Below are 24,355 nucleotides of genomic sequence, written 5' to 3'. Positions count from 1 at the left end.
GTAGACCGCCACACTTCCGATCCCGGCGTCCCGGCATGCACGAGCGACGCGGACAGCGATTTCGCCACGGTTGGCGATGAGCACCTTGCGCACGAGCTGTTTCGACCTTTCAGACGACAGAGGCAGGATTCACAGAGCCGGACGCCAGGCCGGAGCCGGCCGCGCGGACCAGCCCACGGCCGCACCCGCGGGCCGGGCCCACGGCGTGACCCGCCGCGACGGGTCCGCGGCCGCCGGTGCGGCGCCCCGGCCCGTACCGGCGGCCAGCAGCACGGCCAGCACGGCCGCCAGCTCCGCCGCGTCCGGGTTGCCCCGCACCACGCGGATGACGCCCTCGCCGCCGCTCACTGCGGCTGGTTCCCGTGCTTGCGGCTGGGCAGCGGCGCGGACTTCGCGCGCAGCATCTCCAGCGCCCCGATCAGCCGGATCCGCGTCTCGGCCGGGTCGATGACGTCGTCGACCAGCCCGCGCTCCGCCGCGTAATAGGGGTGCATCAGCTCGGACTTGTACTCCTTGACCAGCTGCGCGCGGCGCGCGTCCGGGTCCTCGGCGGCCGCGATCTCCCGGCGGAAGATGACATTGGCCGCGCCCTCGGCGCCCATCACGGCGATCTCGTTCGAGGGCCAGGCCAGCGAGATGTCCGTGCCGATGGAGCGCGAGTCCATCACGATGTACGCGCCGCCGTACGCCTTGCGCATGATCAGCTGGATGCGCGGGACGGTGGCGTTGCAGTACGCGTAGAGCAGCTTCGCGCCGTGCCGGATGATGCCGCCGTGCTCCTGGTCGACCCCGGGCAAGAAGCCCGGCACGTCCACCAGCGTCACCAGCGGGATGTTGAAGGCGTCGCAGGTCTGGACGAAGCGCGCGGCCTTCTCCGAGGCATGGATGTCGAGCACGCCGGCCAGCGAGGCGGGCTGGTTGGCGACGATGCCGACGACGTGGCCGTCCAGCCGCGCCAGCGCGCACACCACATTGGCCGCCCAGCGCTCGTGGACCTCGAAGAACTCGCCGTCGTCGACGACCTCCTCGATCACCTTGCGCATGTCGTAGGAGCGGTTGGGGTCCGCGGGCACCAGGTCGAGCAGCGCCTCCGTGCGCCGGTCGGGGGTGTCCTCGGTGGGCTGGGACGGCGGCTGCTCGCGGTTGTTCTGCGGCAGCAGGGAGAGCAGGAACCGCACGTCCGCGAGGCAGCTCTCCTCGTCGTCGTACGCGAAGCCGGAGACGCCCGACAGCGTCGCGTGGGCGTCGGCGCCGCCCAGCTCGTCCTGGGTGATCACCTCGCCGGTGACGGCCTGGACCACGTCCGGGCCGGTGATGAACATCTGCGAGGTGCCGCGCACCATGAAGACGAAGTCGGTGAGCGCGGGCGAATAGGCCGCGCCGCCCGCGCAGGGCCCGAGGATCACGCTGATCTGCGGGATCACCCCGGAATTGCGGACGTTGCGCTGGAAGATCCCGCCGTAGCCCGCGAGCGCCGTGACGCCCTCCTGGATACGGGCCCCGGCGCCGTCGCACAGCCCGACGATCGGCGCGCCGGCCGCCTCGGCGAGGTCCATCAGCTTGTGGATCTTCTGGGCGTGGGCCTCGCCCAGGGCGCCGCCGAAGATCCGGAAGTCATGGGCGTAGACGAAGACCGTACGGTCGTGGACCTTGCCCCAGCCGGTCACCACACCGTCGGTGTGCGGCCGCTTGTCCTCCAGCCCGAAGCCCGTGGCGCGGTGCCGCCGGAAGGGCTCGACCTCGGTGAACGTGCCCTCGTCGAAGAGCAGCTCGATGCGCTCGCGGGCGGTCAGCTTGCCCTTGGCGTGCTGGGCCTCGGTGGCCCGCGTGCCGGGTCCTGCCAGGACCGCGTCCCGCAGTCCGGCCAGCTCCGCGGCCCGCTCCCGCAACTGCGGCGCGGCCGCCGCAGTTGCGGGAGGCGGTGAGATCGTCTGCTGCTCGACGGCGCTCATGTCTGCCTTTCCTCAACGGTGCGCGGGGCGATACGAGTTGAGCTTGGGTCCGCCGCCTACAGCCGCTCTGGAACACGGCTGGAACCGTGCGGCCCGTGGCTCCAGCGGTGTTCCAGGAAGGGTCCAGACGAGAGGGAAAGGCTCGCTTCCAGACGCCGGGAAGCGCCCGGTCGGGATCGTGGAGGCACCGAATGCCAGTGGGTCCGGACACCTTCCGGGACTTCTTTGGTTCCAGTCCCGCCGCCGTGTCGGTCGTCACCGTACGGGACACCGACGGCGAGCCGCGCGGCTTCACCTGCAACACCGTCTGCTCGGTGTCGGTGACCCCGCCGCTGCTCCTGGTGTGCGTGGACAAGAAGTCGCAGACCCTGCCGTTCTTGGTGGTGGGCGGGGGCTTCGTGGTCAACGTGCTGGCCGACGGCGGCCAGGAGGTCGCGAAGACCTTCGCCACGCGCGCGGAGCGGAAGTTCGACTCCGTGCGGTGGACTCCGTCGGTGGCCGCTCAGGGGGCACCGGTACTGGAGGACGTGGCGCTCGCCCACGCGGCCTGCGTGGTGACCGAGGTGATCGAGGCCGGCGACCACTGGATCGTGCTCGGGCGGGTGGAGGAGGCTCGGGTGTGGGGGCGGCGGGCTGTTCTCTACCACCGGGGGGCGTTCACTCCGTGGGAGGGGGCGGTGGTGGGGGCGTTGGGCTGAGGGGTTTGAGTGCGCTTTCCGCTGGGTGCGGGGGCGGTTTTTGGGTGCGGGTCCGTTGCGCCTGCGGCGGGTGGCCTCAAACGCCGGCCGGGCTGGGTTGGTGGTGGGTGCGCTTTCCGCTGGGTGCGGGGGCGGTTTTTGGGCGCGGGTCCGTTGCGCCTGCGGCGGGCGGCCTCAAACGCCGGCCGGGCTGGGTTGGTGGTGGGTGCGGGGGCGGCGCCTCCGGGCTGGGGACCTGGAACGCGGTGCGGGAACCCTTACGCGTATTGAGTGCCCTGAAGTCGCACCGCGTTCCAGAACCCCACCCTCCGACCCCACCCCCTCCCACCGGTGGGCAAGTGCGGGTTGTGCGGTGCGCCATTCTTTTCTTTTTCAGCCCGTTGGGGGCACCTCTGGGGGCACCCCCGGACGGAGTCTGGGGGAGGTAGCTGGGGGAGTTTGAGGACGCGGCCGCAAGCCGCAGGCGGCAACAGGCCCGCAGCTCGGGGTCTGGGGCGGAGCCCTCCACGCGGCGGAGCCGCACATCAGACTCAGCCGGGAAGGGGCGGGGTAGGGGAACAAAGCGCCGCAGGCGCCAACCGACCCGCAGCCGAGGGGGCTGGGGTAGTGCCCCCCCACGCGGCGGAGCCGCACATCAGACGCAGGCGGGAAGGGGCGGGGTAGGGGAACAAGCCCGCCGCACGCGCCCACCCACCCGCAGTCAGGGGGCCAGGGCGGAGCCCCCCACGCGGAGCCGCACATCAGACCCAGCCGGGAAGGGGCGGGGTAGGGGAACAAAGTGCCGCAGGCGCCCACCCACCCGCAGCCAGGGAGCTAGGGCGCGGGACGGCGCGAGGCTGGGGAAAAGCCCGCCGCAGGCGACCGCACCGGCCCCGCCACCTCCCCGAACACCACCCCGCGCCAATCCCCCCGCTCCGGCCCACCGACAGGCAGACCCAACCGCGCGGCGATCCGCGACAGCGCCCCCACCAACCGAGCCCGGTCCCCCGTGAGCGTGCCCGCCCCCGCCCGGCCCCCCTGGCGCCACCGGTCCAGGCAAGCCGCCGCAGCGGACAGAAGCACGTAGCGCTCGACAAGGACTCCGGCAGGCGCGCCGGCGAGGGTGATCAGAGTCAGCCGCTCCTCCTCGAGCACGGACACCAACGGTGCCAGGACCGCCGGGAGGGCCGACGGGCGGACGCCGGTGAGGGGGCGGGCGAGGCGGTCGCTGCCGTCGGTGACGCCCGGTAGTGCCGAGGCCAGGCGGGCGGCGAGGCGGGGGTCCGTCCGCCTCGCCGCCCGGGAGAGCGCCCGCACGCACTCCCCGTACCGGAGGGCCGGCGCGTCCGGCCCGTGCAGCCGTGTGCCGAGGACGACGGCCAGGCCCTGCGTGCCTTCCAGCAGCAGCCTCGGGAGCAGGTGGCGCGCGGGCGCCGAGTCCGGGCCGCGCGCGGCGAGGAGGCGGCCCGCGGTCCAGGCGTCGGCGACGGCGCCGCAGACGGCGTCCCGGGTGACCGGGGAGTCCGGCGGCAGGGCCCCGTCGCCCTCGCGGGTGGCGCGCAGCACGGCGCGGAGGGCCGCCCCGGCGTAGTCGGACGGCCCGTCCACGGGCCCGCGCTCCAGCGACATGACGCTACGTCAGATCTGCTGGTCGTAGTCGATGTGGCGGGACTTGATCAGGAAGCTGTCCGCGTCGCGGACGAGCACGTCGTGCACGACGCAGCTCGGCCAGACCTCCGGCCGGTCGGCGCCGGGCCGGGTGCGCAGGACCAGCGCGTAGACGGTGGACGTCCACGTGCCGTCGGGGTTCGCGTCCAGCACGATCTGGTTGAAGTAGTGCCGCTTCTGCACCGGGTCGTTCCGGTACTGCTCGTGGAAGCGCTCCAGCTCGGCCTTGATGCCCGCCCGGGTGCGGGCGGGCTCGGTGCCGGGGGTGTGCTGGAAGGTGCCGTCCTCGGTGAACGAGTCCGCGTAGACCTTGAACACGCGGTTGTCGAGCGCCTGCATCTGGCGTGCGTAGAAATGCTGTACCTCGGCGTAGAGCTCCGCGGTGACGGTCTGCCCGGCCATGACTCTCCTCTGGCGCTGCGGTGACGTTCGGGTGGTCCACGGCCACGTTTTCCCGCGCCTCTGGAGGCCGTCTGGAGCCGGTCTCCAGAAGCCCGCTCTCCAGGAAATCTCCATACCTCGTGGAGATGGCCTGCCGAGGATCGACGCGTCACTTCAGTCACTTCACGGCACGAGCAAGGGAAGACATATGAGCCAGGCTGCGGGCCCCGTCGCGTTGGTCACCGGTGCCACGAGCGGGATCGGTTTGGAGATCGCCGAGCGGCTGGCCGGCCTCGGCGCGCGCGTGTTCCTCTGCGCCCGCCAGGACGACCGCCTCAAGGTGACCGTCGAGGAGCTGCGGGGCAAGGGCTTCGAGGTCGACGGCGTGACCTGCGACGTCAGCCGCCCCGAGGAGATCCGCGGCTTCGTCGCTGCGGCCGTGGAGCGCTTCGGCACGGTGGACATCCTGGTCAACAACGCCGGCCGCAGCGGCGGCGGCGCCACCGCGGAGATCCCCGACGAGCTGTGGCTCGACGTCATCAACACCAACCTCAACAGCGTCTTCCTGATGACCAAGGAGGTCCTCACCACGGGCGGCATGCTGGAGAAGGACCGCGGCCGGATCATCAGCATCGCCTCCACCGGCGGCAAGCAGGGCGTGGTGCACGCCGCCCCGTACTCCGCCTCCAAGCACGGCGTCGTCGGCTTCACCAAAGCCCTCGGCCTGGAGCTGGCCCGTACGGGCATCACGGTCAACGCCGTCTGCCCCGGCTTCGTGGAGACGCCGATGGCCGAGCGGGTGCGCGAGCACTACGCGTCCATCTGGGGCGTGAGCGAGGAGGAGACGCACGGCCGGATCACCACCCGGGTGCCGCTGGGCCGTTACGTCGAACCGCGCGAGGTCGCGGCGATGGTGGAGTACCTCGTGAGCGACGACGCCGCCGCGGTCACCGCGCAGGCGCTCAACGTCTGCGGCGGGCTCGGCAACTACTAAATCCGCGCGCGGTCGCGGGAGAGGCGGTAAAAGCATGCCGGAGGCGACACGGCAGAGGCCGGTGACCGTCATCGGGGCCGGGACCATCGGCCTGAGCTGGATCACCCTGTTCCTGGCGCACGGCAGGCGGGTGCGGGTCAACAGCCGTCGGCCCGACGCGGCGGAGGTGGTGGCCAGGGGCGTCGAGCTCTTCGCGCCCACGCTCCCGCACGGCGGGGCCGACCCCGCCGAGCTCATGGAACTCCTGGAGTTCGAGCCCGACATGGAGCGTGCCGTACGGGACGCCGCCGTGGTGGTGGAGAACGCCCCGGAGGACCTCGCGCTCAAGCAGGAGCTGTTCGCGCGGGTCGGCGCGGCCGCTCCCGCGGACACCCTGTTCCTGTCCTCGTCGTCCACGCTGCTGGCCGACGAGATGGGCGCCCTGATGCCCGACCGCGGCCGGCTGGTCGTCGGGCACCCGCTCAACCCGCCGCACCTGGTGCCCCTGGTGGAGATCGTGGGCGGCGAGGCCACGACGCCGGAGGCCGTGGCCGAGGCCGTGGAGTTCTTCCGGTCCGTGGGCAAGACGCCCGTGGTCCTGCGCAAGCCGATCACCCGCTTCGTCGCCAACCGGCTCCAGTCCGCGCTGCTCCAGGAGAGCATCCACCTGGTCCGCGAGGGCGTGGTCACCGTCTCCGAACTGGACGAGATCGTCACGCAGTCGGTCGGGCTGCGCTGGTCGGTGATCGGCCCGTTCCAAGCGTTCCACCTGGGCGGCGGGGAGGGCGGCCTGCGCCAGTGGCTGACGCGGCGCGGCGGCGGCCTGGAGCAGAGCTGGCGGGAGCTGGGGCGACCGCGCATGGACGACGCGACGATCGACGCCCTGAGCTCGGCCGCCGAGGAGGACTTCGGCTCCCGCTCCTACGAGCAGCTGGCGGCCGACCGCGACGCGAAGCAGAACGCGGTGCTTTCTGCGCTGGCGCGCTTTTCTCGGTAGCGGGGGCGGCCCGTTGTCGGCCGGTGCGTCGTCTGCGGGTGGGGCCGTGGCTGGTCGCGCCCACGCGGCGGAGCCGCATATCGGAACAGCCCCGCGCCCCTTTGGGGCGCTTCGGAACCGCACCGGACTTCGTCGAACCCACTCAGCCCTTGGGGCACTGCCCCACGGCCACAACGGGTTTACCCCCCAGATCAGTTCACATATCCACAGATGGAGGTTCCCCCATGACCGGGAGCGCATTGGTGAAGGCCGCCCGGGAGGTGGCGGACGTCGCCGCCGTCCACGCCGCCGCCTCGGAGGCCGGGCGCCGGCTCGTGCCGGAGGTGGCGCGGGCGATCGTCGGGGCGGGCTTCGCCCGGCACTTCGTGCCCGCCCGCTGGGGCGGTACGGAGGGGAACGTCACCGATTCCCTGCTGGCGACCGCCGCCGTGGCCGAGGGGGACGCCTCCGCCGCGTGGGTGGCGTCCATCGCCGCCTCGCTGGGCCGGATGGCCACGTTCCTGCCGGAGGAGGGGCAGCGCGCCGTCTGGGGTACGGGCCCCGACACGTTCATCGCCTGCGCGCTCGTCCCGGGCGGCGAGGCGCGCGAGGTGGACGGCGGCTGGCGGGTCAGCGGCCTGTGGCCGTACCTCAGCGGGGTGCACTTCTCCGAGTGGGCCCTCGTCTGCTGCCCGGTGCCGATGCCGGGCGGTGAGCGGGAGGTGCGCTTCCTGCTGGTGCCGCGCTCCGCCTACGAGATCGTGGACACGTGGTTCCCGGTCGGGATGCGGGCCACCGGCAGCGACAGCCTGCGCCTCGCGGACGTGTTCGTCCCGTACGCGTACTCCTTCGCGCGGGCCGACCTGCTGGCGGGGCGCTCCGGCGCTCCGCTGCCCGCGGCCTCCGCCGTGCCGCTGAAGGCGGTGAGCGCGCTGTCCTTCGCGGGTCCGGTGCTGGGCGCGGCCAAGGGAGCGCTGCGGGAGTTCTCCACGGCGCTCGCGGGGCGGCGCGCGGCGGGCGCGCCGGGGCACCGCGTCTCCGGTACGAGCGAGGCGGCGGCCGAACTGGCCCTGGCCAGAACGGCGGGCGAGATCGACGCGGCGGAACTCCTGCTGCGCCGGGCGGCGGCGGTCGCGGACGCCGGAGCGATCGACGACCGCGCGCTCGCCCGTACCTCGCTGGACCACGCGCTGGCGGTGGACATGCTGGCCGGTGCGGTCAACCGCCTCACCCCGCTCGCGGGCACGCGTTCACAGTCGGACAGCGCGCCGTTCCAGCGCTTCTGGCGCGACGTGAACACGGCGGCGGGCCACACGGTCCTCCAATTCGAGCCCGCGGCACGCGCGTTCGCGGGGCTGGCGTTGGAGGCGTAAAACATCCGCATCGGCCACATCCAGCCCGTCCGGCGTTTGAGGACACCACCGCGCAGCGGTGGTGCGGAAACAGACGGCCCGCACCGAACCACAAGCCTCCGCCACAACAATCCGCGACCACCGAACGGCACTCGTCGGGGGTGAGCCGAGTCCGTCCGGTGGTCGCGTGACCGAGGTCCGGGGGGAACCCCGGTCACGCGGCGCCGACCGCCTCCTCCTGGGGGGCCAGCACCGCGTCGAGGAGGCCGGGGAAGCGCCCGTCGAGGTCCGCCCGCCGCAGGTGCAGCAGTCGGCGGGACCCCTCCAGGCTGATCGAGATGACCCCGGCCTCGCGAAGGATCTTCAGGTGGTGCGACATGGTCGACTTGCCGATCGTCAGCCCCGCCTCGGCCTGCACCACGGAGCAGGAGACCCCGTCCTTCAGCCCGAGCGAGCGCACGGTCGTCAGGCGCACCGGATCGGCCAGGGCCTGAAGGACCCGGAGCAGGGTCGTATCGGCGGCTTTCGGATGGAATGCCATGTCGCTCATGCCTCGATCCTAGTTCCGGACACCTTGAGTTCGCTATCCATCGAACCATATGATCCATGCCGAACACTTCGAAGTTTATCGAACCCATGGAGAAGCTGTGACCACCCCTGACCCACGCCGGTGGCTGATCCTGCCGGTCATCCTCTCGGCGACCTTCATGGCGTCGTTCGACTTCAACGTCGTCAACGTCGCCGCGCCCTCGCTCCAGGAAGACCTCCACGCCGGGCAGGCCGCGCTGGAGCTGGTGATCGGTGGCTACGCCTTCGCCTACGCCGCGGGTCTGGTCACCGGCGGCCGGCTCGGGGACATCTTCGGCTACCGCACCATGTTCCTGTTCGGCATGGGCACCTTCACCCTCGCCTCGCTGCTGTGCGGCATCGCCCAGACGCCCTCCCAGCTCGTGATCGCCCGCCTGCTCCAGGGCATCACCGCCGCCGCCATGGCCCCGCAGGGCATCTCCCTGATCCAGGCCGTCTTCGACCAGTCGGAGAGGCCCAAGGCACTGTCCTGGCTCGGCGTGATGTACGGGCTCGGCGGCGTCGCGGGCCAGGTGCTCGGCGGCCTGCTGATCGCCGGGAACCTCTTCGGCTGGGCCTGGCGGCCGATCTTCCTCGTCAACGTCCCGGTCGGCATCGTCGCCCTCGTCTTCGCGGCCCGCCTGCTCCCCCGCACCCGCGCCGAGAAGCGGCCGAAGCTCGACCCGGTCGGCGTCGCGGGCATCTCCCTCGCCCTCGGCCTCGCGCTCGCCCCGCTGATCATCGGCCGTACGGAGGGCTGGCCGCTCTGGGCCTGGATCTCGCTGGTGGCCTCGGTGCCCGCCATGGTCCTCACGCTGATGTACGAGGGCCGGATCGGCCGCGCGGGCGGCCAGCCGCTGCTCGACCTGAGCCTGTTCCGCAACCGTACGTTCAGCGTCGGCCTGATCATCAACGTCGCCTTCATGGCCACGTTCAGCAGCTTCATGTTCTCCACCACCCTGCTGCTCCAGTCCGGCCTCGGGCTGAGCGCGCGCGAAGCGGGCCTCGCCTTCGGGCCGTTCGCCGTGCTGTCGATGCTGTCGTCCATCTACGGACGGCCGTTCATCGCCAAGTACAAGAACAAGGCGCTGGCCTTCGGCAGCGGCATCGTCGGACTGGGCATGCTGGTGCTGGCCCTGGAGACGCAGTCGCTCGGCGACGACCTCTCCATCGGCTACGTCATGGGCCCGCTGTGCCTGGTCGGCCTCGGCTTCGGCTTCGTCCTGCCGTCGCTGATCGGCACCGTCCTGGCCGGGGTGCGCCCGCACCAGATGGGCATCGCCTCCGGCGTGCTCACCACCACCCAGCAGTTCTCCGGCGCCACCGGCATCGCCGCCCTCGGCGCCGTCTATTTCACGACGCTCGGCTCGGGCCACGGCCTGACCGACTACGCGCACGCCTCGCGCAGCGTCCTGTGGATCACCTTCGGCCTCTGCGCCGTCCTCGTCGCCCTCTTCGCCCTGCTGCCGCGGCTGACCGCGGACCGCGGTGCGGCGCAGGGCGCGGGACAGGCCGCGGACCGGCCGGCGGCGAAGACCGCGGCCGGCTGACGGACGCAAGAAAGCGTCCTCGTCCCGGTCCCGCGGCAGCACACCTGACCCATCATCAGATTTAGGGATACGCCGTGACCGTCACCCCAGGGAAGATCGTCGTCCGGGACGAGGTCGAGCCCGTCCGCTGGGCCGTGGAACAGGGCAGGTTCCTGCTCCGCGGCACCGACACCGGGGGCCTGTTCTCCCTCATGGAGTTCACCACTCCCCCGGGCGGCGGCCCGCCGCTGCACCTGCACGACAACGAGGACGAGACGTTCTACGTCACCAGCGGGCTCTACGAGTTCCAGCTCGGCGACACCGTCCACACGGCCGGCCCCGGCACCGTGCTGTACGGGCCCCGGGGCACCGGCCACGGCTTCCGCAACATCAGCGACGAGCCCGGCACGATGCTCTGCTACGTCACCCCCGGCGGCGCGGAGACGATGTTCGAGGAGCTGGCCGAGCTCCAGGGCGGGGACGTCAAGCCCGCCTGGGAGGACGTCGTCGCGCTCGCGGCCCGGCACCACATCAGCTATCCGAAGATCCGGCCGGTCCGGACGAAGCCGAGCGTCACCCGGCTGCGCTGAACCGTACGACCGCCGAGGGGCGGCCGCGTCCTTGGACGCGGCCGCCCCTCGGCGTGAGTGTCGAAGGGTGTCTCACCCGGCGGGCACGGCGGCCTCGACCGGGCGCTTACGCTCCGCGCGGGCCCGCTCCCGGTCGCGCACCAGGCGCATCACCGGCTGTTCCACGGCCTGGTGCAGCGCCCAGGCGAGCAGCACCGACAGGACGAGCGCGACCGCCACCAGACCGAGGGCCTGCGCCATCGGCCAGGTGTGCCGCGCGCCGAACGCCTGGTGCCCGTAGACCAGCACCAGGCGGTGGATCAGATAGAAGGCGAACGAGATCTCGCCCAGCCACATCGCGGCCCGGCCGCGCAGCGGGGACGGGGTGCCGTCCAAATCCGACGTGGCGACGGCGGGGATCAGCAGGGCCAGCGGCACGAGGGTGGCGGCCGCGAAGCCGTACGCGCGGGGCAGCTCCGTGGCGACGTACCAGCCGGCGATCACCAGCAGGGCCGCGGGCACGACCGGCAGCCGGATCCACCTGCCCGAGAGCACGATGCGCGCCATCACGATGCCGAGGACGAAGTCCAGGGCGCGTACGGGCGGGAGCATGTAGGCGAACCAGACCTGCCAGGCGGAGATGCCGCCGAAGTCCGGTGTGGAGGGCAGCGTTCCGGCGATCGCGGGGACGCAGAAGGCGACCGCGACCACGACGGCCGCCGCGACCCACAGCAGGTTCTCGCGGATCCGCCCCACCCAGCGGTGCAGGAGCGGGAAGCAGAGGTAGAACAGCAGCTCGCAGGCGAGCGTCCAGCTGACGTCGTTCATGCTCCAGGCGACGTCCATCCGCGGCACCCAGGAGTGCACCAGGAAGAGGTTCGCCACGGCGGTGCCCGCGTGCAGGGGCCGCCCGGCCCACAGGATCAGGACGAGCGCGAGCACCCAGGTCGCCACGTGGTTGGGGTAGATCTTGGCGATCCGGCGGGTCCAGAACCGCCGCAGCGGCTCACCCGGCTTCGCGGTCCACGTCAGGATGAACCCGCTGAGGATGAAGAAGAAGCTGACGCCGATGGAACCGGCCTTGCCGAAGACGTCCGTCAGCCACTTGTCCGCGCCCGGCGACGCGAACGGAGCCTCGCGCGAGAGGTGGTAGCAGAAGACGAGGACGGCGGCGACGAAGCGCAGCCCGGTGAGCGAGGGCAGCCGTGAGCCGCCGTCCGGCACACCGGCGCGGTGACGGGAGTCGGCGCTCACACCCGGCCCCCCGCCGCCGCGATGCTCTGGCCGGTGATCCAGGCGCCTTCCTCGCCGGCGAGGAAGGCGACGATCCCGGCGATGTCCTCCGGCCGGCCGATCCGGCCCAGCGGGGTGGCCTCGGCGATGGCCGCGAAGCGCTCGCGCAGCGGGGCCGTGGCGTCGGTCTCGACGATCCCCGGCAGCACCGCGTTGACGGTGATCCGCCGCCCGGCCAGCTCCTGGGAGAGGGTCCTGGTGAGCTGCTCGACCGCGCCCTTGGTCGCCGCGTAGACACCGGCGCCCGGTGCCATGGAGCGGGTGAAGGCGGTGGAGACGCTGATGATCCGGCCGCCGTCGGCGAGGTGCAGCGCCGCCTGCTGGAACGCGTAGAACGTCCCCTTGACGTTGACGTCGACCGCACGGTCGAGGAATTCCTCGGTCACCTCGGCGACCGGGCCCATGCCCTGCACACCGGCGTTGTTGACCAGGATGTCCAGGCCGCCGAACTCCTCCAGCACGCGCGCGAAGAGCCCCTCGGCCGCCGCCCGGCCGCCGATCTCCGCGCGGACCGCGAAGGCGTCGCCCCCGCCGCGCACGATCGCGTCGACCACCTCCTGGGCGGCCTCGGCGTTCTCCCTGTAGTTCACGGCGACCCGGGCACCGGACGCGGCCAGCCGCAGCGCGATGCCCCGGCCGATGCCCCGCGACGCCGCGGTGACCAGAGCTCTCTTTCCCGACAAGTCGGCCATACCGACGTTCCTCTCCTTGGGCTGATCCTTGGGTGACGATCGCCCTCACTGTGTTCAGCCCATCTGGAGATTCCCTCCAGACGCCCACGGCGGCCGCGCCCCGCCGCTCCAGGAAATGTCCATCGGGGATACAGCCGGGTGCCGGAGGCTCACAGCACTCTGCTCACGGAGAGCTCACGGAAAGCTACGGAGGCTGTTCTCGGTGCGACTCGCGGCGAATCTGGTCTATCAAGGGGCGGGCGAGCTGGCGCAAGCCGCCGAAGCGCTCGACTACAGCGTGGTGTTGTCCGGAGAGGGCTACCGCAACGACGCCGTGAGCGTGCTGGGGCTGGCCGCCGGCCGCACCAGCCGCATCGGCCTCGCCTCGGGGATCATGCAGATCCCCGCCCGCCCGCCGGGCCTGGCCGCCCTGACCGCGGCCACGCTCGACGCGCTCAGCGGCGGCCGGTTCCGGCTCGGCCTCGGGGTGTCCAACCCCGATGTCTCGGACGGCTGGTACGGCGTCCCGTTCGACAAGCCGCTGGGGCGCACCCGCGAATACGTGGACGTCGTGCGCAAGGCGCTGCGCGGCGAACCCCTGCGCTACGAAGGCGAACACTTCCGGCTGCCCGCATCGGGCCGCACCGGTGCCCCGCTGCACATCACCACGGAACTCCCGCGCCCGCACATCCCGGTCTACCTCGCGGCGGTGGGCGCGGGCTCCCTGAAGCTGGCGGGTGAGATCGCCGACGGCTGGATCGGGGTGTTCACCTCCCCGGAGGCCGTCGCGGAGGCGGTCGCCGGCATCCGGGCGGGCCGGGAGCGCGCTGGCCGGGACATGGCGGGCTTCGACGTGCTGCCCAGCCTGCCGACGGCCTTCGCGGACGACGTGGAGACGGCCGTGGACCAGCTCCGCGACCACTACGTCTACATGCTCGGCATCGGCGACCCGGCGACCAACTTCTACTGCTCACTGGCACGCCGCATGGGATACGAGGCCGAGATCGAGCACTTCGCGGAGCGGCTGGCGGCGGGCGACCGGGCCGGGGCCGCGCGGGCGGTCCCGCTGGGCTTCGTCGACCGCACGGCCATGGTGGGCCCGGTGGCCCGGGTCGCCGAGCGGATGCGGGAGTTCGCCGGGGCCGGGGTGACGACGCTGGGCATCATGCTGTCCCCGGCGCGCACGGACCACGACGGCAGGCTGCGCATCCTGCGCCTGGCGGCGGAGGCCCTGGAGGTCTCCGGCGTCGGCTGAGGCCTCCACCACGCGCAAGAGCGCCCCGCCCGGTTCCGGGCGGGGCGCTCCCGCGTTGCCGCTCGCAGCCGTCAGGCGGCCACGGGCGTCGCGTTGATCAGGTCGAGGAGCGCGCGCGGCGTCTCGATCTCGTAGAGCGCGTCGTCGGAGAGGTCGACGCCGTACTCCTGCTTGATCCGGGCGGCGCTCTCCATCAGGGCGAGGGAGTCGTAGCCCAGGTCCTCGAAGGTGGCGTCCAGGCTGTCCTCGGACACGGCGGTGGTGTCGTCGGCCCCGGCGCACTCGGTGAGGATGCGGAAAAGGTCGGAGAAGGTCAGCGATGCCATGGTGGTCAACTTCCTTGTCTGGGGAGCCGGATGATCAGGAGGAGGGGCGGGTCACGACGACCGCGGAGTTGAAGCCCCAGCGGCCGCGGGCGAGCACCAGGGCCGCCTTGACCGGGACGTCGCGGGGCGCGTCCCGCACGATGTCGAGGCCGTACTCCTCGGGCACCCGGGTGACGTGCGCGGTGTGCGGGATCACCTGGTCGCGGAACGCCAGCAGGGCCGCGACCACGTCCGCCGGGCCGCCACCCGCGTACATGCGTCCTGTCAGCGACTTCGGGGCGGTGACGGGCACGCCGCCCGCGCCGAAGATCCCGCGGATCGCGTCGGCCTCGTCGCGGTCGAGCTCCGGGACGCCGGAGGCGTCGGCGAAGACGACGTCGATGTCGCCGGGCGCGAGGCCCGCGTCGGACAGGGCGAGTTCGGCCGCCCGGCGCAGGCCCGACGGCCGGCCGGAGCCGGGCTTCGGGTCGAACGTCGAGGCGTAGCCGGCGAGCTCGCCGTAGACGTGCCCGGCACCGCGCTCACGGGCGGAGGCGGCGTCCTCCAGGACGAGCATCGCGCCGCCCTCGCCCGGCACATAGCCGCTGGCGTCGGCGTCGAAGGGCAGGAAGGCGCGGCGCGGGTCGGCCACCGTGCTCACCCGCCCGCTCGACAGCTGCGCGGTCCAGCCCCACGGGTCGAAGGCCGAGTCGATGCCGCCGGACAGCACCAGCTTGGTGCCGGAGCGGACGGTGCGGCGCGCGTGGCCCAGCGCGTCCAGCCCGCCGGCCTGCTCGCCGACGAGCGCGGCACCGGGGCCGCGCATGGTGTTGCGGATGGAGATCTGGCCCGTGTTCACCGCGTAGAACCAGGCGAACGACTCGTAGACGCTGACGAACTCCGGCCCCTGGCTCCACAGCTTCTGGAACTCGCGGTGGGTGAACTCGAAACCGCCCTGGGAGTTGGAGGTGACGACGCCCTTGTCATAGTCGGTCAGCGTCTCCGCGTCCACGCCCGCGTCGGCGAGCGCCCAGTCCGCCGCCACCAGCCCGTAGCGGGTGGAGACGTCGGTCTGCGGCAGCAGCCGGCCGGGCAGGTGCTCCTTGGCGTCGAAGCCGCGGACCTCTCCGGCGAGCTTCGAGGCGTAGCGGGAGGCGTCGAAGCGGGACAGCTCGGCGATGCCATTCTCGCCCGCGAGCAGCGCCTTCCAGTAGGGCTCGGCACCCAGTCCGTTGGGTGCCACGACCGCGATTCCGGTGATGACCGTCGCCTGGCTCATGCCGCTACCTCCGGGCGGTGCAGGACCATCGCGCTCTGGAATCCGCCGAAGCCGCTGCCCACCGTCAGCACGGTGTCCACGCGCTGCTCGCGCGCGGTCAACGGCACGTAGTCCAGGTCGCATTCGGGGTCAGGGGTGTGCAGGTTCGCGGTGGGCGGGATCACGCCGTGCTCGATGGCCAGCAGCGACGCCGCGATCTCGACGGAGCCGATGGCACCGAGCGAGTGGCCCACCATGGACTTGATCGAGCTGACCGGCACGTCGTAGGCGTGCTGCCCGAGGCTGCGCTTGAACGCGGCCGTCTCGTGCCGGTCGTTCTGCTTGGTGCCGGAACCGTGCGCGTTGACGTAGTCGATCGCCGTACGGTCCAGCCGGGCCTCGTCGAGCGCGACCCGGATGGCCTCGGCCATCTCACGGCCGTCCTTCTTCAGACCGGTCATGTGGTACGCGTTGCAGCGCGTCGCGTAGCCGCCGATCTCCGCGTAGATGTGGGCACCGCGGGCCTTGGCCGCCTCGTACTCCTCCAGGACGAACATCGCCGCGCCCTCGGCGAGCACGAAGCCGTTGCGGCTGCCGTCGAAGGGCCGGGAAGCGTGCGCGGGGTCGTCGTTGCGCGAGGTCGTCGCCTTGATCGCGTCGAAGCAGGCCACGACGATCGGCGAGATCGGGGTGTCCGCGGCGCCCGCGACGACCGTGTCGACGGAGCCCTCGCGGATCAGGCGGGCCGCGTAACCGACGGAGTCCAGGCCGGAGGTGCAGCCGTCGGACACCATCGTCACCGGGCCCTCGGCGCCCATCGCCCAGGCGACCTCGGCCGGCATGATGCCGGGGCTGTGGTAGTCGAACATGTGCGGGGAGAGGTGGCCGGGGTCGACCAGCCACTCCTTGCCCGCGTCCGACATCACCAGATACTCGTTCTCCAGGCTGGTCGCCGAGGCGACCGCGCTGCCCAGGGTGACGCCCATGCGGTGCGGGTCGAGCCCGCCGGTCTCCAGGCCGCTGTCGAGCAGGGCCTCCCGGGCGCAGGCGACGGCGAACTGGGTCGCGCGGTCCATCCGGCGGATCTCCCGCGGGCTGAACCCCTCGGCCACCGCGTCGAAGTCCACCTCGCCGGCGATGCGGGAGCGGAACGGCGAGGCGTCGAAGAAGGAGATGTCGCGGGTCGCGGTGCGCCCCGCCGACAGCAGGTCCCAGAACGCCTCCGTGCCGTTCCCCCCGGGAGCGCGCACACCGATACCGGTGATCACTACGCGCCGGGTCATCCCCGGCCTCCGTATGTGCAGAACATTGTGGTTCGGTCCTTTCCCCGTCTTCCGCGTGCTCGGCCTGATCAGGCTGCGGCGGCCACCTGGAGAGAACCTGGACGCGGGATAAGGGACTTCGCCACCGGGGCCCGCCCCGCGGTAGCGGTTCTCCAGGCGCGCTCCAGCACGGGTCCGCATAGTCGGCGGCGTCAGTCGATTCCATCTGGTTCCACTCTGGATTCCGATCTGGATTCCGCTCTGGATTCCACTCTGGGGAAGGGGCGCCGCATGCCGGGCCTGCGCGTTCACCGCACCGAGCACACCGCCGTCGTAGCCGCACCGGCCCGGGTCCTGTACGACCTGGTCGCCGACGTCACCCGCTGGCCGGCGGTCTTCGGGCCGAGCGTCCACGTACGGCACATCGAGAAGGGCGACCGGGCCGAGCGCTTCCGCCTGTGGGCCGTCGTGGGCGACGAGGTGCGCGACTGGACCTCCCGCCGCACGCTCGACCCCGACGCCCTGCGCGTCACCTTCGCCCAGGACCACAGCCGCCCGCCGGTCGCGTCCATGGGCGGCGAATGGCTCTTCCGCGAGCTGCCCGACGGGCGTACGGAGGTCGTCCTCGTCCACGAGTTCCAGGCCGCGGGCGACACCCCGGAGAACATCGGGTGGATCAACGCGGGCCTGGACCGCAACAGCCCCAAGGAGCTCGCCGCCCTGGCGCGCATCGCCGAACTCGGCCATCCCGTCGAGGACATCGTCTTCGCCTTCGAGGACGTCATCGACATGCCGGGCGCGGCCGCGGACGCGTACGACTTCATCGACCGCGCCGACCTCTGGCCCGAGATCCTGCCGCACGTCGGCAAGGTCGACCTCACCGAGCAGGCGCCGGGCGTGCAGCGGCTGCGCATGGAGACCGTGACGAAGGACGGTTCCGCGCACACCACCGAGTCGATCCGCCTGTGCTTCCCCGGCGAGCAGATCGTCTACAAGCAGACGGCCGCCCCGGCACTGCTCTTCGGCCACAGCGGCAGCTGGACGTTCAGCGAGGACGAGCTCGGCGCGCACGTCACCGCCCGGCACACGGTCGTCCTCAACCCGGCGGCGCTGAAGGAGGCGTTGGGCCCGGACAGCACGCTGGCGGACGCCCGCGCGTACATCACCCAGGCCCTGGGCGCGAACAGCCGCGCCACGCTCGCCCACGCCGCCGCCCACACGGAGGCGCGCCGCGCGGCGCACTGACCCCCCACAGACGACAGAGCCGCCTCCCTGGAGAAGGGAGGCGGCTCTGTCCACATACGCGCCTCAGGTGGTGGCGACGCGCACCGAGATGCCGGCGAGCATAGTGCCCATGAAGTAGCGCTGCGTGCGCAGCCAGCGGGGGCGCCGCTTGAGGAACCCGGCGATGGACCCCGCGGACATCGCGATGAGCCCGTTGACGGTGATCGCGATGGTGATCAGGGTCAGCCCCAGGAGCAGGCTCTGCAGGGCGACGGAACCATGACCGGGCTCGACGAACTGCGGCAGCACCGAGATGAAGAGAATCGCGATCTTGGGGTTCAGCAGGTTGGTGACCAGGCCCATCGTGAAGAGCTTCCGCGGCCTGTCCGGCGGCAGCGGCTGCGGGTCGAACGCCGAGATGCCGCCGGGCTTCAGCGCCTTCCACGCGAGATAGGCGAGATAGGCGGCACCGGCGAGCTTGACGGCGGTGTAGACGGCGGGCACGAGCGTGAAGAGCGTCGCGATCCCGGCGACCGCGGCCAGCAGATAGACGAGGAACCCGACCGCCACCCCGAGCAGCGAGACCAGCCCCGCCCGGCGCCCCTGGGTCACCGACCGGGAGACGAGATACATCATGTTCGGCCCGGGCGTGAGCACCATCCCCAGCTCGACGGCGGCGATGCCGAGAAACGCGTGAAGGCTGACCATGGAACTCCCTCCCCGTGGCCCCTGCGGACCGGGGGCGCGTGCACGAGAAGATTACGAAGAGGCGCACGCGAAAAGGAGTCCGTGACCGTGGAAACCGAAGTGACCCGCACCACCACCCGCACCGCACTCGGCAAGGCCGTCGACGTGCACCGCCCCGCACGGAGCGGCCGGGCACCGCTCCCCGCGGTGCTGTTCTGGCACGGCATCGGCGCGGACGAGCGGGAGATCCTGCGTCCCGTCGCGAAGGCGGCCGCGGCGGGCGGCACCGTGGTCTTCACCCCCGACTGGAGCGCCCCCGAACACCTGCTGGACTCCCTGGACTTCGTACGCCGCGAAGCGCCCCGGCACGGCGCGGACCCCGACCGCCTCGTGGTCGCCGGCTGGTCCGCGGGAGCAGGCGCGGCGGTGGCCCTCGCGACACGCCCTGACCTGCGCCTCAAGGCCGTGATCGGCATAGCGGGCCGCTACGACCTGCCCGCCCGCACGACGGGCGCACCCCCCTTGACCGCCCTGCCGGCCTCCACCCCCGTCCCCGTCCACCTGGTCCACGGCACGAACGACACAGCGGTGGACGCCGCCCACTCCCGCGCCCTCGCCGCCACCCTGACCACACACGGCTGGCCGGTCCGCCTCTCCGAACCACCGTCGGACCACGCGGGCGTGCTCTTCGGCGCGTACGACGAGGGGTTGGGCCGCATAGTCCCGAGCACGACGGAACCGGCACGACGGGGAGGCGAGGCGACGACCGAGGCGATCTTGATGGCGGCGGTGGGGGAGCCGGCTCAGGGGGCTCCGCCCCTGACCTGACCCGCACTGGGGCACGCGCCCCAGCCCCCGACTGCGCGTCGGGCGGGACTCCGCAGCGTGGGAGACCGCGGGCCGGTGGGCGCCTGCGGCGCTTTCTTCCCCTACCCCGCCCCTTCCCGGCTGCATCTGATGTGCGGCTCCGCCGCGTGGGGGGGCCGCTGCCCCAGACCCCGAACTGCGGGCCCGTTGCCTCCCCCAGCTACCGCTGGGAGGTGCCCCCAGCGGCGGGGGCGGCCTGCGGCCGCGTCCTCAAACTCCCCCAGCTACCTCCCCCAGACTCCGTCCGGGGGTGCCCCCAGAGGTGCCCCCAACGGGCTGAAAGAAAAGGTGGCGCGCCCGGGCTGCACTGAGCGCCCCGGACGGGCGAAAAGAAAGGCTCACCCCGCAACCCGCACTTGCTCTCCGGTGGGAGGGGGTGGGGTCGGAGGGTGGGGTTCTGGAACGCGGTGCGACTTCACGGCACTCAATACGACTCACGGCGCCCGCACCGCGTTCCAGGTCCCCAGCCCGGAGGCCCCACCCCCGGCACCCACCACCAACCCAGCCCGGCCGGCACTTGAGGCCACCCGCCGCAGGCGGCAACGCACCCGCACCCAAAAACCGCCCCCGCACCCAGCGGAAAGCGCACCCGACAACGGCCAACCCCCTACGCCCGCAACGCGTAAAACGTCAGATCCCTGACCTCATTCCACCGCTCCACAATGTCCGCCCGATGCGCAAGCACGTCAGAAATGTGCTGCATCCCGAAGAACGCCGACACCAACGCACGAGCCCCCGCCTCAGGATCGATCCCCGGCCTCAGTTCGCCGCTGTAACGGGCCGTGACCAGCAGGGACGTCAGGAGCTGGGTCCATTCCAGATAGGGAGTCGGCAACTCGGCGTCGATGTGAGGGCGTTCGAGCTGAAGCCGAGCGCCCGCCTGCATGACGGGATCGTCGCGGAAGGCGACAGCAGCCCGGTTGAGGATCTCCTCGGCGGTCCGCATCGGGCTCAGGCCCTCCGCCTGCACCTCCTTCACCACCATGGGCCAACGCCCGTAGTGCTCCTCGACGATGGCGACCGCGAGTGACTCCTTCGTCGGGAAGTGGAAGTAGACGGCGCCCTTGGTCATGCCGAGCCGCTCGGCGACGTGCTGCATCGAGGTGGCCCGGAAACCCTGTTCGGCGAAGAGCTGGGCGGCCACGTGCAGGGTCTGGGCCCGGGTGCGGATGGCCCGGTCCTGCTTGAGGTCGGCAGAGGCACGAACGGGGGTCTTGCGCTGCCTGGTCGTCACTTCTTCTCCTGTCGATCGGAGCGGCGGAGAGAGGCGGCCGGGGGACCGGTCGACGACTCCCGAACCTCTCCCTTGCAATATACCTTCCCGCAGGTATATTTTCTGACTCATCAAGCACAAGCACTGAGTGTCGTACCCGGAGCACGCACCGACGAGGCACAGCCCGTCGGCGCTCCACAGGGGGGGAGTCCAATCGTGCAGGCTGTTCACACCGTTCCCGCTGCCACGCCGCGCCCGGCCACCACCGCCGCCGACGCGACGGAGATCGTCAACAACGCTCTCGGCAGCACCCGTCGGCTCAGATTCGCTCCCACCGTCGAGCGCCGTCTGGTCCACAAAGCCGCCGACAGCCAGGTACTGCTCACCGACGCGGAGCAGGTGGGCGAGGACCACTTCCTCGTGGCGGCCTCCTGGTCCCCCGACCACCTGCTCTACCGGCCGGGCCCGTCCGGGGCCGGCGACCCGACGCTGCTGATCGAATCGATGCGGCAGTCCGCCATCTATCTCTCGCACACCTTCTACGGAATCCCCACCGAGGGCCAGCACTTCGTGCTCAGCCACCTCAGCGCGGACATCGTCCCCCGGGGCCTGCCGTTCGACGAGAGCGCCCCCCTGCCGGTAGTGCTCGACGTCACCTGCGTACGCACGTCCACCCGGCCGAACCGCTTCAGCATGCAGCTGTCGGTCTCCCTCTACATCCACGGGCGCTGGTACGGCCGGGCCGACTTCCGCTGGGCCGTACTCCCCCAGGCGGCGTACGAGGCGCTGCGCCACCGCAACCGCCCCACGCTCGACGCGACTTCCGCGACGGACGACCCGGCGGCGGGCACCTTCCTCCTGCGCCCCGGCGCCGTCGGCCGCCGCCAGGCGCGGGACGTGCTGCTCGCCCAGGCGCCGGACGCCCCGGAGGGCACCTGGCGGCTGCGCATGGACCGCACCCACCCGGTCCACTTCGACCACGACTCCGACCACGTCCCGGGCATGGTGCTGCTGGAGGCGCTGAACCAGGCGGCCCACGCCTCGTACGTACGGGAGTACGGCGCGGTGTCCCGGCTGGCGCCGTGGGTGGTGTCATCGCTGGAGGCCCAGTTCAGCTGCTTCGGCGAGCTCGACCACCCGATCGACATCGTTGTCCGCCCGGTGCCGGAGCCCGGCCCCTCGCGCGCCGGGTTCGAGGTCAGCGCGGTGCAGGGCGACCGGACGCTGACCAGCGCCCGCTTCATCGGCGCCGCGCCGTCCTGGACGCTCCTCGCGGACTGGGAGGCCGTCACGTGCTGACGCCCACCGCACCCGCCGGCCTCGACCCGGCGGCGGTGCTGTCGATCGCGAGCCGTGACGCGCAACTCGCCGAAGAGCAACGCCACTTGACTTCCGCGACGGCGGACGCCGTGCGCGACGCCGGGTTCGCCCGGCACTTCGTACCGCGCCGCTGGGGCGGCCACGAGGGCACGTACGGCGAGTTCCTCACGGCGACCGCCTCGGTCGCCGGGGCCTGCGCCTCCGCCGCCTGGTGCGCCGCGCTGTACGCGGGCCACGGCCGCCTCGCCTCCTACCTCCCCGAAGAGGGGCAGCGGGAGGTGTGGGGCGCCGGCCCGGACGTACGCATCGCCGCGTCGATCATCCCGCCGCAGGGCGAGGCGACGCCCGGCCCGGACGGCTGGTCGCTGACCGGGCGCTGGGCCTACGCCAGCGGCGTCGACCACGCGGACTGGGTCCTGCTGGCCAGCTGGACCGAGGGCCCGGCGGGGCGCAAACACCGGATCTTCGCCGTGCCACGGGCCGAGGTGACCGTGCTCGACACCTGGCGGCCGCTCGGCCTGCGCGGCACGGGGAGCAACACGGTCACGGTGGACGGGCTGTCCGTACCGGCCCACCGCACCGTCACCCTGGGCGAGTTGCTGATCCCCCGGCCGGGCGGGGCGCGGTGTCACACCGTGCCGTTCCCGATGGTGGGGGCGCTCCAGTTCGCCGCGCCGCTGCTGGGCGCGGCGGAGTCCGCCCACACCCTGTGGACGGCCGCCACGGCGGGCCGCAAGCGGGCCGACGGGCGGGCCGCGGCCCTCACCCCGGCGGCCCGGCACCTGGTCGCCGAGTCCTCGGCGAAGCTCAAGGCGGCGCGGCTGCTCCTGACCGACGTGGCCCACCGGGCGGACAGCGCCGCGGTGACGCCCGAGGTGGTGGCCGAGTGCAGGCGCGACACAGCCATGGCCGCCGTCCTGTGCTCGGAGGCGGTGGACCGCCTCTTCCACTCCGCCGGGGCGGGCGCGCTCGCCGCCGGCAACCCCCTGCAACAGAAATGGCGCGACGCCACCGCCGCGGCCGCGCACGCGACGCTGGACTTCGACACGGCCGCGGCGGCCTACGCCGACGCGGCCTTCCCCGATACCGACAAGGAGGCCAACGGGTCATGACCGTACGGCCGGTGGCCTTTTTCGACGTCGACGAGACGCTGCTGAACGGCAAGAGCATGCTGCTCTTCCGCGACTGGTGGGACGCCCTCCACCCGCCGGGCGAGACCTGCGACCTGGAGGCGATGGCCCTCACGGGCAAGGACCGGAGCGAGCTGAACCGCGCCTACTACCGGCGCTTCGCGGGCGTACCGGCGCACGAGCTCCAGACGGCGGGCCGCGAGTGGTACGCCGCCTTCCGCACGGACCCGCACGCCTTCGTCGTCCCCGCCGTCACCGCCCTGCGCCGGCACCGGGCCCTCGGCCACATGGTCGTACTCGTCTCCGGCTCCCTCTGGCCCGTCCTGGCCCCCCTCGCCGCCGACCTCGGCGCGGACCGCATCCTGTGCGCGTCACAACGCGTCGACGAATCCGGCGTCCTCACGGGCGAGATCGTCCGCCCGATGATCGGCGAGGCGAAGGGGGAGGCGGCGGCGGTACTGATGGCTGCGGCCTCGGCGTCCCCTGCGGATTGCTTCGCCTACGGGGATCACGTCAGTGACCTCCCGCTGCTACGCGCTGTGGGCACGGCGGCGGTGGTGGGCACGGACCCGGTCCTTTCCGAACGCGCTGTGCGCGAGGGCTGGTTGCGACTTCCGTGCGAGACGGGGCCGCTGGATTCACTGAGCCCTCTGTAACTCCCGGCCGGTTGGGGCCTGCGGCGGGATTGTTCCCCTACCCCGCCCCTCCCCGAACCGGGGCTCGCGCCCCAGGCCCCCGACTGCGGGCGGGTGGGCGCCTGGGGCGAGCTTGCCCCAGCCCCGCCCCTTCCCGGCTGCGTCTGATGTGCGGCTCCGCCGCGTGGGGGCGCTGCCCCAGGCCCCCGGCTGCGGGCTGGTTGGCGCCTGCGGCGGGCTTGTTCCCCTACCCCGCCCCTTCCCGGCTGGGTCTGATGTGCGGCTCCGCCGCGTGGGGGCGCTGCCCCAGATCCCGAACCTGCACGCCCGTTGCCGCCTGCGGCGGGAACGCCCTTCGGGCGCGTCCTCAATCGCCGGACGGGCTGAATTTCGCACCCCGAAGCCTGATGTTGCCCTCCGGTGGGAGGGGGTGGGGCCGGAGGGTGGGGTTCTGGAACGCGGTGCGACTTCAGGGCACTCAATACGCGTAAGGGTGCCCGCACCGCGTTCCAGGTCCCCAGCCCGGAGGCGCCGCCCCCGCACCCACCACCAACCCAGCCCGGCCGGCGTTTGAGGCCGCCCGCCGCAGGC

General features: G+C 72.3%; 25 protein-coding genes. 12 read left to right on the top strand and 13 right to left on the bottom strand.

Going from position 1 to position 24,355, the window contains the following annotated elements:
• The 3 genes from ACFY1P_RS34760 to ACFY1P_RS34750 all read right to left on the bottom strand — a co-directional run.
• A partial coding sequence (locus ACFY1P_RS34760) for a biotin carboxylase N-terminal domain-containing protein (protein WP_351219746.1) occupies window positions 1-93 on the bottom strand: 93 nt, incomplete at its 3' end.
• A 36-nt stretch (window positions 94-129) separates the two neighbouring features.
• The gene (locus ACFY1P_RS34755) at window positions 130-348 is read right to left on the bottom strand and encodes an acyl-CoA carboxylase epsilon subunit (protein ID WP_361527855.1); all 219 of its coding nucleotides are present in this window, start codon (window positions 346-348) and stop codon (window positions 130-132) included.
• Window positions 345-1,952 carry an acyl-CoA carboxylase subunit beta gene (locus ACFY1P_RS34750; protein ID WP_361527853.1) on the bottom strand — a complete coding sequence of 536 codons (1,608 nt, stop codon included), beginning with the start codon at window positions 1,950-1,952 and terminating at the stop codon, window positions 345-347. Before ACFY1P_RS34750 ends, ACFY1P_RS34755 begins: the two co-directional genes overlap by 4 nt.
• Before the next feature lie 191 nt (window positions 1,953-2,143).
• On the opposite strand from ACFY1P_RS34750, the gene ACFY1P_RS34745 reads away from it, so the two are divergent.
• The gene (locus ACFY1P_RS34745) at window positions 2,144-2,650 is read left to right on the top strand and encodes a flavin reductase family protein (protein ID WP_361527851.1); all 507 of its coding nucleotides are present in this window, start codon (window positions 2,144-2,146) and stop codon (window positions 2,648-2,650) included.
• 813 nt (window positions 2,651-3,463) lie between these two features.
• On the opposite strand, the gene ACFY1P_RS34740 is transcribed toward ACFY1P_RS34745, so the two are convergent.
• Window positions 3,464-4,258, bottom strand: a complete 795-nt coding sequence (locus ACFY1P_RS34740; protein WP_390752949.1) for a hypothetical protein — start codon at window positions 4,256-4,258, stop codon at window positions 3,464-3,466.
• 9 nt (window positions 4,259-4,267) lie between these two features.
• Window positions 4,268-4,699, bottom strand: a complete 432-nt coding sequence (locus tag ACFY1P_RS34735; protein ID WP_390752948.1) for a nuclear transport factor 2 family protein — start codon at window positions 4,697-4,699, stop codon at window positions 4,268-4,270.
• Between the two features lie 187 nt (window positions 4,700-4,886).
• Between ACFY1P_RS34735 and fabG the strand changes: the two genes are divergently transcribed.
• From fabG to ACFY1P_RS34720, 3 genes are all read left to right on the top strand, one after another.
• A complete protein-coding gene (fabG, locus tag ACFY1P_RS34730) occupies window positions 4,887-5,672 on the top strand; it encodes a 3-oxoacyl-ACP reductase FabG (protein ID WP_390752947.1) in 786 nt (261 codons plus the stop codon).
• Between the two features lie 34 nt (window positions 5,673-5,706).
• A complete protein-coding gene (locus ACFY1P_RS34725) occupies window positions 5,707-6,648 on the top strand; it encodes a 3-hydroxyacyl-CoA dehydrogenase NAD-binding domain-containing protein (protein WP_361534348.1) in 942 nt (313 codons plus the stop codon).
• 224 nt (window positions 6,649-6,872) lie between these two features.
• A complete protein-coding gene (locus ACFY1P_RS34720; protein ID WP_390752946.1) occupies window positions 6,873-8,000 on the top strand; it encodes an acyl-CoA dehydrogenase family protein in 1,128 nt (375 codons plus the stop codon).
• A 193-nt stretch (window positions 8,001-8,193) separates the two neighbouring features.
• Here ACFY1P_RS34720 and ACFY1P_RS34715 read toward each other — a convergent pair whose 3' ends face one another.
• A complete protein-coding gene (locus ACFY1P_RS34715) occupies window positions 8,194-8,529 on the bottom strand; it encodes a helix-turn-helix domain-containing protein (RefSeq protein WP_361534354.1) in 336 nt (111 codons plus the stop codon).
• A 97-nt stretch (window positions 8,530-8,626) separates the two neighbouring features.
• Here ACFY1P_RS34715 and ACFY1P_RS34710 point away from each other — a divergent pair, with 97 nt between their 5' ends.
• Both ACFY1P_RS34710 and ACFY1P_RS34705 read left to right on the top strand, forming a co-directional pair.
• The gene (locus tag ACFY1P_RS34710) at window positions 8,627-10,096 is read left to right on the top strand and encodes an MFS transporter (protein ID WP_390752945.1); all 1,470 of its coding nucleotides are present in this window, start codon (window positions 8,627-8,629) and stop codon (window positions 10,094-10,096) included.
• 74 nt (window positions 10,097-10,170) lie between these two features.
• Entirely contained in the window at window positions 10,171-10,665 is a 495-nt protein-coding gene (locus ACFY1P_RS34705; protein ID WP_361534360.1) for a cupin domain-containing protein, read from the top strand.
• 72 nt (window positions 10,666-10,737) lie between these two features.
• Here ACFY1P_RS34705 and ACFY1P_RS34700 read toward each other — a convergent pair whose 3' ends face one another.
• A complete protein-coding gene (locus tag ACFY1P_RS34700) occupies window positions 10,738-11,898 on the bottom strand; it encodes an acyltransferase (protein WP_361533662.1) in 1,161 nt (386 codons plus the stop codon).
• Window positions 11,895-12,629, bottom strand: coding sequence for an SDR family oxidoreductase (locus ACFY1P_RS34695; RefSeq protein ID WP_361533659.1), 735 nt, complete (start codon window positions 12,627-12,629; stop codon window positions 11,895-11,897). Before ACFY1P_RS34695 ends, ACFY1P_RS34700 begins: the two co-directional genes overlap by 4 nt.
• A 202-nt stretch (window positions 12,630-12,831) precedes the next feature.
• Here ACFY1P_RS34695 and ACFY1P_RS34690 point away from each other — a divergent pair, with 202 nt between their 5' ends.
• Window positions 12,832-13,863: an LLM class flavin-dependent oxidoreductase gene (locus ACFY1P_RS34690; protein WP_390752944.1), complete on the top strand. Its 1,032-nt coding sequence runs from the start codon at window positions 12,832-12,834 to the stop codon at window positions 13,861-13,863.
• Between the two features lie 71 nt (window positions 13,864-13,934).
• On the opposite strand, the gene ACFY1P_RS34685 is transcribed toward ACFY1P_RS34690, so the two are convergent.
• Genes ACFY1P_RS34685 through ACFY1P_RS34675 form a run of 3 tightly spaced genes read right to left on the bottom strand, consistent with a single transcriptional unit; the run spans window position 13,935 to window position 16,709 of the window.
• The gene (locus ACFY1P_RS34685) at window positions 13,935-14,189 is read right to left on the bottom strand and encodes an acyl carrier protein (RefSeq protein ID WP_361533653.1); all 255 of its coding nucleotides are present in this window, start codon (window positions 14,187-14,189) and stop codon (window positions 13,935-13,937) included.
• A gap of 34 nt (window positions 14,190-14,223) precedes the next feature.
• Complete coding sequence (locus ACFY1P_RS34680) at window positions 14,224-15,447, bottom strand: ketosynthase chain-length factor (protein ID WP_361533650.1); 1,224 nt, start codon at window positions 15,445-15,447, stop codon at window positions 14,224-14,226.
• Window positions 15,444-16,709, bottom strand: a complete 1,266-nt coding sequence (locus ACFY1P_RS34675) for a beta-ketoacyl-[acyl-carrier-protein] synthase family protein (RefSeq protein WP_361533647.1) — start codon at window positions 16,707-16,709, stop codon at window positions 15,444-15,446. The genes ACFY1P_RS34680 and ACFY1P_RS34675 overlap by 4 nt, the downstream gene beginning before the upstream one ends.
• A gap of 270 nt (window positions 16,710-16,979) precedes the next feature.
• On the opposite strand from ACFY1P_RS34675, the gene ACFY1P_RS34670 reads away from it, so the two are divergent.
• Window positions 16,980-17,933 (top strand): aromatase/cyclase, encoded by a 954-nt coding sequence (locus ACFY1P_RS34670; protein WP_390752943.1) that lies wholly within the window; start codon window positions 16,980-16,982, stop codon window positions 17,931-17,933.
• Window positions 17,934-17,996: 63 nt separating this feature from the next.
• Here ACFY1P_RS34670 and ACFY1P_RS34665 read toward each other — a convergent pair whose 3' ends face one another.
• A complete protein-coding gene (locus ACFY1P_RS34665) occupies window positions 17,997-18,620 on the bottom strand; it encodes a LysE family translocator (protein ID WP_361533641.1) in 624 nt (207 codons plus the stop codon).
• 87 nt (window positions 18,621-18,707) lie between these two features.
• Between ACFY1P_RS34665 and ACFY1P_RS34660 the strand changes: the two genes are divergently transcribed.
• Window positions 18,708-19,427, top strand: coding sequence for an alpha/beta hydrolase (locus tag ACFY1P_RS34660; RefSeq protein ID WP_390752942.1), 720 nt, complete (start codon window positions 18,708-18,710; stop codon window positions 19,425-19,427).
• A 646-nt stretch (window positions 19,428-20,073) separates the two neighbouring features.
• Here ACFY1P_RS34660 and ACFY1P_RS34655 read toward each other — a convergent pair.
• A complete protein-coding gene (locus ACFY1P_RS34655) occupies window positions 20,074-20,700 on the bottom strand; it encodes a ScbR family autoregulator-binding transcription factor (RefSeq protein WP_361535218.1) in 627 nt (208 codons plus the stop codon).
• 195 nt (window positions 20,701-20,895) lie between these two features.
• Between ACFY1P_RS34655 and ACFY1P_RS34650 the strand changes: the two genes are divergently transcribed.
• Genes ACFY1P_RS34650 through ACFY1P_RS34640 form a run of 3 tightly spaced genes read left to right on the top strand, consistent with a single transcriptional unit; the run spans window position 20,896 to window position 23,785 of the window.
• Window positions 20,896-21,978, top strand: a complete 1,083-nt coding sequence (locus ACFY1P_RS34650) for a ScbA/BarX family gamma-butyrolactone biosynthesis protein (protein WP_361535221.1) — start codon at window positions 20,896-20,898, stop codon at window positions 21,976-21,978.
• On the top strand, window positions 21,972-23,111 hold the full coding sequence (locus ACFY1P_RS34645) for an acyl-CoA dehydrogenase family protein (RefSeq protein ID WP_390752941.1): 1,140 nt from the start codon (window positions 21,972-21,974) through the stop codon (window positions 23,109-23,111). The genes ACFY1P_RS34650 and ACFY1P_RS34645 overlap by 7 nt, the downstream gene beginning before the upstream one ends.
• Window positions 23,108-23,785, top strand: coding sequence for an HAD-IB family hydrolase (locus ACFY1P_RS34640; RefSeq protein WP_390752940.1), 678 nt, complete (start codon window positions 23,108-23,110; stop codon window positions 23,783-23,785). Before ACFY1P_RS34645 ends, ACFY1P_RS34640 begins: the two co-directional genes overlap by 4 nt.
• Window positions 23,786-24,355: the final 570 nt, after the last annotated feature.

This window comes from Streptomyces sp. NPDC001407 (genome assembly GCF_042895325.1).
GTDB lineage: Bacteria > Actinomycetota > Actinomycetes > Streptomycetales > Streptomycetaceae > Streptomyces.
The sequence above is the reverse complement of the archived record's forward strand: the minus strand, read 5'-3'. Positions and strand labels throughout refer to the sequence as shown.

Bases quoted from the DNA above. Each gene is read 5' to 3' on its own strand.
- ACFY1P_RS34680 (WP_361533650.1), bottom strand. From the start codon at position 15,447: ATGAGCCAGGCGACGGTCATCACCGGAATCGCGGTCGTGGCACCCAAC.
- ACFY1P_RS34745 (WP_361527851.1), top strand. From the start codon at position 2,144: ATGCCAGTGGGTCCGGACACCTTCCGGGACTTCTTTGGTTCCAGTCCC.
- ACFY1P_RS34665 (WP_361533641.1), bottom strand. From the start codon at position 18,620: ATGGTCAGCCTTCACGCGTTTCTCGGCATCGCCGCCGTCGAGCTGGGG.
- ACFY1P_RS34695 (WP_361533659.1), bottom strand. From the start codon at position 12,629: ATGGCCGACTTGTCGGGAAAGAGAGCTCTGGTCACCGCGGCGTCGCGG.
- ACFY1P_RS34685 (WP_361533653.1), bottom strand. From the start codon at position 14,189: ATGGCATCGCTGACCTTCTCCGACCTTTTCCGCATCCTCACCGAGTGC.
- ACFY1P_RS34725 (WP_361534348.1), top strand. From the start codon at position 5,707: ATGCCGGAGGCGACACGGCAGAGGCCGGTGACCGTCATCGGGGCCGGG.
- ACFY1P_RS34740 (WP_390752949.1), bottom strand. From the start codon at position 4,258: ATGTCGCTGGAGCGCGGGCCCGTGGACGGGCCGTCCGACTACGCCGGG.
- ACFY1P_RS34720 (WP_390752946.1), top strand. From the start codon at position 6,873: ATGACCGGGAGCGCATTGGTGAAGGCCGCCCGGGAGGTGGCGGACGTC.
- ACFY1P_RS34640 (WP_390752940.1), top strand. From the start codon at position 23,108: ATGACCGTACGGCCGGTGGCCTTTTTCGACGTCGACGAGACGCTGCTG.
- ACFY1P_RS34750 (WP_361527853.1), bottom strand. From the start codon at position 1,952: ATGAGCGCCGTCGAGCAGCAGACGATCTCACCGCCTCCCGCAACTGCG.
- ACFY1P_RS34735 (WP_390752948.1), bottom strand. From the start codon at position 4,699: ATGGCCGGGCAGACCGTCACCGCGGAGCTCTACGCCGAGGTACAGCAT.
- ACFY1P_RS34675 (WP_361533647.1), bottom strand. From the start codon at position 16,709: ATGACCCGGCGCGTAGTGATCACCGGTATCGGTGTGCGCGCTCCCGGG.
- ACFY1P_RS34715 (WP_361534354.1), bottom strand. From the start codon at position 8,529: ATGAGCGACATGGCATTCCATCCGAAAGCCGCCGATACGACCCTGCTC.
- fabG (WP_390752947.1), top strand. From the start codon at position 4,887: ATGAGCCAGGCTGCGGGCCCCGTCGCGTTGGTCACCGGTGCCACGAGC.
- ACFY1P_RS34670 (WP_390752943.1), top strand. From the start codon at position 16,980: ATGCCGGGCCTGCGCGTTCACCGCACCGAGCACACCGCCGTCGTAGCC.